The organism is Nocardioides sp. AN3, from assembly GCF_054653495.1.
Window position 1 is genome coordinate 1 of record NZ_BAAIGC010000063.1, and the last position, 4,995, is coordinate 4,995.

At 65.7% G+C, this 4,995-nt stretch carries 6 protein-coding genes; 5 read left to right on the forward strand and 1 reads right to left on the reverse strand.

Features of this window, described 5'->3' with window-relative positions; translation table 11 throughout:
- The first annotated feature begins 152 nt into the window (after positions 1–152).
- The 5 genes from ACYQ1K_RS27645 to ACYQ1K_RS27665 are packed head-to-tail and all read left to right on the forward strand — an operon-like array spanning position 153 to position 4,364.
- Positions 153–1,364: a tyrosine-type recombinase/integrase gene (locus tag ACYQ1K_RS27645; protein WP_459986845.1), complete on the forward strand. Its 1,212-nt coding sequence runs from the start codon at positions 153–155 to the stop codon at positions 1,362–1,364.
- Positions 1,361–1,693 carry a helix-turn-helix domain-containing protein gene (locus ACYQ1K_RS27650; protein ID WP_071416681.1) on the forward strand — a complete coding sequence of 111 codons (333 nt, stop codon included), beginning with the start codon at positions 1,361–1,363 and terminating at the stop codon, positions 1,691–1,693. The genes ACYQ1K_RS27645 and ACYQ1K_RS27650 overlap by 4 nt, the downstream gene beginning before the upstream one ends.
- Before the next feature lie 14 nt (positions 1,694–1,707).
- A complete protein-coding gene (locus ACYQ1K_RS27655) occupies positions 1,708–3,213 on the forward strand; it encodes a recombinase XerD (RefSeq protein ID WP_071416680.1) in 1,506 nt (501 codons plus the stop codon).
- A 55-nt stretch (positions 3,214–3,268) separates the two neighbouring features.
- The gene (locus ACYQ1K_RS27660; protein WP_071416679.1) at positions 3,269–3,883 is read left to right on the forward strand and encodes a hypothetical protein; all 615 of its coding nucleotides are present in this window, start codon (positions 3,269–3,271) and stop codon (positions 3,881–3,883) included.
- Positions 3,876–4,364 carry an NUDIX hydrolase gene (locus ACYQ1K_RS27665; protein WP_071416678.1) on the forward strand — a complete coding sequence of 163 codons (489 nt, stop codon included), beginning with the start codon at positions 3,876–3,878 and terminating at the stop codon, positions 4,362–4,364. Before ACYQ1K_RS27660 ends, ACYQ1K_RS27665 begins: the two co-directional genes overlap by 8 nt.
- Positions 4,365–4,369: 5 nt before the next feature.
- Here the strand turns inward: ACYQ1K_RS27665 and ACYQ1K_RS27670 are convergent, their stop codons facing one another.
- On the reverse strand, positions 4,370–4,915 hold the full coding sequence (locus ACYQ1K_RS27670) for a GrpB family protein (RefSeq protein ID WP_071416677.1): 546 nt from the start codon (positions 4,913–4,915) through the stop codon (positions 4,370–4,372).
- Positions 4,916–4,995 lie beyond the last annotated feature (80 nt).

Genomic DNA, 4,995 nt, shown 5'->3' on the forward strand with positions numbered 1-4,995 from the left:
CTAGTCTGCGTATTGCATCGGATGAATCAATCGCGGGCGGCTGACTCACTGCCCCGCTGGCCGTACTTAACCCAGCTCTGACCAGCGGAAACGCAGCACCGAACGTCGTCGTAACGGCGTCAAACCGTGTGTGGCGGCGGAACGATCAGGCGTTGCGCGGCCACCGCGACACGCCGTTGACCTGCGCAAACACAGATGGCGTCTCATCAGATGCATCATGGAATCACTGGATGAAACCGGATTCTCGGGAGGATTTGATGCAGGTTGATGGCTCCGGACGGGTCCGCCTGGTCGAGTCGGTGCCGGTCCTCCGGCCCGACGAGCAGGTGCTCCAGAAGATGCTCGAGGGCTGGCGGAACCAGCAGCTGTCACGCAACCTGCAGTTCGCGACCATCGACCAACGGCTCCGGATGGTCGAGCGCTTCATCAGCCACGTCAACGAAGACCCGTGGAACTGGACGCCCGCGCTTGTCGAGGAGTTCTCGGCGGACCTACGCACCCAGAAGCACGTTGCCCACTCGACGCTGCGCGGCTACCACTCCGCGTTGCGTGCCTTCACTAGCTACATCAGCAATCCCGACTACGGGTTCGACGTCGTGTGCGAGCGGTTCTTTGGCACCCACCCGGCGCAGGTGTTCTTCGACTGGAACACCGCTCCCCACGTCCAGGAGTACGACGGACGCCCGAAGAAACGTCCGTACACCCGTGATGAGATCAGTCAACTCTTCGACCACGCCGACGACGAGGTTGAACGGATCGGCAAGTCGGGCCGCAAGGGCTGGCAGGCCGCCTACCGGGACGCGGTCATGATGAAGATCGCGTACGGCTACGGGCTCCGGTTCAACGAGTTGAGGCACCTGCAAACGGTCGACTTCGCCCGCAACCCACACGCCCGAGAGTTCGGCGCGTTCGGCGTCTGCAAGGTCCGCTACGGCAAGGCAAAGCGGTCCTCGCCGCACAAGCCGCGCAGCGTTCTCACTGTCTGGCGGTGGACGCCCGGCATCATCGAGGACTGGCTCGCCAACGGCCGCGGTGATCCGGGCACCCTGGATCTCTTCCCCAGCGAACGCGGCGGACTGGTCGTCGAATCGACTCTGATCCGACGGGTCCGGCGCTACTGCGAGGAGTTGGGATTCTCCGATGGGCTCGATCTCCACTCGTTCCGTCGTTCGTACGCCACTCACCTGCTCGAAGCTGGATGGGACCCGCGGTTCGTGCAGGACCAGATGGGCCATGAGCACGGGGCGACAACCGGCATCTATCACTTCGTGTCCGACGAGTTCAGGCGCTCCACGCTCAGGAGCGCCTTGGACCGTACGGTGAAGGAAGCCATGGCCCGCAAGACCGAGGACGGAACATCATGAAGCGCAAGGTCGACTACACGTGGCGCCTGGCCGAGCTGATGGCCGCCCGAGGCCTGCACAACACCACGGATCTCATTCCCCTGCTGGCCGAGCGCGACATCAATCTGTCTCGACCGCAGGTGTACCGGCTGGTGAACCAGCGGCCGGAGCGCGTCTCCCTGATGTTGATCGCGGCGCTGTGCGACATCTTCGAGTGCGAGTCGACGGACCTGTTCACGACGACGGCGACGGATGTACGCGTGCGCAAGACGGGCACCGCTTCCCCGCCGAACGTTGTCTCGCTCGACCGCAGCGTGCGGCCGCGGCGCGCAAACATCCTCGACGAGTAGCGCCAGGAGCATCGATGGATCCGAAGCCGGCGGGCCTCTCCCCTCGCTCGACCGTCCAGGGTCGTCCGCGCGCGACGAGCACTCGCGACGATCCGTGTGCTCGCTGCGGCCGGAACATCCCCAGGCTCGCAGCCAACTGGCCAGAAGGCCGACTCTGCAACATCTGCTACTACGACGCCGTGCACACCCGCGGAACCTGCCCAGAGTGCCTCCAGGATCGGCTCCTGCCGGGCCTGCGCGCCACCGATCGCCAGCCGATCTGCTCGACATGCGCTGAGATCCCCGTCGACTTCCACTGCGAGCGCTGCGACGTCGAAGCAGCGCGACATCGCGGACGGCTCTGCGTCCGCTGCGCACTCCGCGACGACCTCCACGCGCTGCTCGGCGGCGCGCCAAGCGATCCCGCACTCCTCGGCCTTGTCGATGCTCTCTGCGCGTCAGACAGGCCCGAGTCCATCCTCGTTTGGAAGCGGTCGGCCAAGGTCCAGGAACTGCTTCGCGGGCTCGGTAACGGCGCCATCGCCGCGTCGCACGAGGGTCTCGACTCCGTGCCCGGCAAGCCCGCCGAGCATCTCCGGGCACTGATGCAGCACCACGGTCTACTCCCCCCTCGCGACCCCTACCTGCCGCGCTTCGAGCAATGGATCGACGCCAAGCTCGACGGACTCCCCGACGAGGTACGGCAGCCAGTTCAGCACTTCGCCACGTGGCACCACCTGCGGCGCATCCGCGCCAAGACCGGGGCTGGCGCACCCACTCGCGGGCCAATTCACTCCGCGAAGCAGGAGATCACCGAAACGGTGAAGTTCCTCGTGTGGCTCCACGAGACGTATCAGCGCACCGCGGCCACCTGCACTCAGCAGGACGTCGACGAGTGGCTCGCGGCCGGACCGACGACGCGCAGTGCGATCAGGACGTTCTTCGTGGTCGCGAAGCAGGCGCGTCTCAACACGGCGGTGACTGTTCAGCACCGATCCGCGAAGAGCAGCCCATCTCTCAGTCAGGACCAACGGCTCGCCTGGATCCACGAGCTCCTCACGGGCACCAGCGAGTCACTCCCCTACCGCGTCGCCGGGATGCTCCTGTTGCTCTACGCCCAGCCGCTGGTCAAGGTCGTCACCTTCCCGACCAGCATCGTCGACGACGCCGACTCTGGGATGAGCATCGTTCTCGGCACGCATCCGACCGATGTTCCCGAGCCGTTCGCCTCGCTCATCAGGGAGCACCTTGCCGCACGGCCGAACCTACGCACCGGCGCCGGATCCGACAGCCCGTGGCTGTTCCCGAGCACGCTTGCCGGCCGCCACCTACACCCCAACACTGTCATGGACCGCCTCCGCGACGTGGGCATCAACCTCCTCGGTGCCCGCAACCGTGCCATCGGTGAGCTCGTCCTTGAATGCCCGCCCTCCCTGGTGGCAGAGGCGCTCGGTTACAGCGCCCAGGTCGCGTTCCTCCACGCCGACAAGGCGGGCGAGCCGTGGGCCCGGTACGCCGGCCGATCCATCAAGGCCACTTGACCGTTGGCACACGCCGCTCTTTGCCGCCGTCACCCGGAATGCGAGGATCCTCGTCGTGTCTAGCGAATCGCCCGACCACTGGGTCTATGTCGTCACGGACATCGAGGTCGACGGACCGTGGCCAGGGCCGAACTCGATGCGATCGTTCGCGTCCGTCGCCATCACCCTCGACGGCACGGAGCACGGGCGCTTCGAAGCCGTTCTCGAAGAACTGCCCGGAGCCGCACCGAACCAGCAGACCCTCGCGTGGTTCCAGTCGATTCCCGACGTGTGGGAGGCCGCCACGACCGATCCGGAACCAGCGCCCGATGTGATGGCCAGATACGCGAGTTGGGTGAAATCACTGCCCGGCCAGAAGTGCTTCGCTGCCTCGCCCTTGGCCTTCGACGGCCTGTGGATCGACTTCTACCTTCGCCGGTTCACTCGCTACGGCATCATCCAGGGCCCATACGAGGACGACCGTGTCTTCGATGGCACTGGCCTCTGCCTTCGGAGCTACGCAGCAGCCGTGACCGGTCGCCCTGCGTCGGAGATCTCGCCAGCGAGCTTGCCGACCGAGTGGTTCGGCGACGTACCGCACACGCACCGCGCGATCGACGATGCTCTCGGATACGCCAACCTCCTCGTCACCCTGGGACGGATGGCGCAGTCGGGAGAGCGCGATGCCTGAAGACACGCGAGTCGCAGTTCGGATCGTCCTCCTGGACCAGTCCAGCCGCGTGCTCCTCTTCGAAGGCCGGGACCTCTCCGACACCGGTGACACGGTCCGATTCTGGTTCACGGCCGGCGGCGGAGTGGACACGGGCGAGTCGCTCGCGGAAGCCGCGGAGCGCGAGTTGCTCGAGGAGACCGGCCAGGCAGGACTGACTCTGATCGGGCCCTTCCATCGCCGGGAATTCGACTTTCTAAACCACGGTCAGCCACAGCATCAGATCGAGCACTTCTTCGCCGCAAGGACGAACAACAGCGCGCTGAGCGCCCACGGATGGACCGAGCTGGAACAGCGAGCCGTGACCACGTGGCGATGGTGGTCGACCGACGACCTCACAAGCGCGGACGTACAGGTCTTCCCCGACAACCTGGTCGATCTCGTCCGACAGGCGTCTGAGCTCGTTCGCACTGAGGCGGCCAGCCCGCCTGGCGAGCTGTAGTCGGGTCAGGCGGCAGGGTCGTTGAGGCGCAAGATCTGAAGGCACTCGTCGGAGGTGAGGTCGGACTCCGCGAGGACCTTCTGGAGAACCGCAGACTTTCGAGCGATGTAGGTATCGATGTCCATGTCGGGCTCCGCTGCAAGCGCCAGCTTCACGGCTCCGTACTCGTCACGCAGATCTTCCCGCACACGAAGGACGTCGCGAACCGCGAGGTGGTTGCGGACGTTCAACGTGCCCGCCCGGCAGACATAGACGTTCCGCCGCGGGTTCGCATCAGGAGCATGGAAGGCCTCCCGATCGACAACTCCCAGATCGCCGCGGTGAACGTACCCGGCCGAACCCAGGGCGGCGACCGCTGCCGACATCTCCGCTCCGTCGACGATGACGTCGATATCGAGGATGGGCTTGGCCGCCAGCCCTGGCACTGAGGTTGAGCCCACATGCTCGACTCGCGCGGTCGCCAGTCCAGCGAGAGCCTGCTTCAGGTCGCCTGCGACCAGCGCAAACTGCGCAGGCCACGATGGCGAGGACGCGACCACTTCGATAGGCACTGGGCGATGCTAGCCGCCGGTCTCACCGGGTCTCATACCCGCCGAATACGCGCGGACTTGATACGCAGCCTGTCCACTAA

Bases quoted from the DNA above. Each gene is read 5' to 3' on its own strand.
- ACYQ1K_RS27650 (WP_071416681.1), top strand. From the start codon at position 1,361: ATGAAGCGCAAGGTCGACTACACGTGGCGCCTGGCCGAGCTGATGGCC.
- ACYQ1K_RS27655 (WP_071416680.1), top strand. From the start codon at position 1,708: ATGGATCCGAAGCCGGCGGGCCTCTCCCCTCGCTCGACCGTCCAGGGT.
- ACYQ1K_RS27665 (WP_071416678.1), top strand. From the start codon at position 3,876: ATGCCTGAAGACACGCGAGTCGCAGTTCGGATCGTCCTCCTGGACCAG.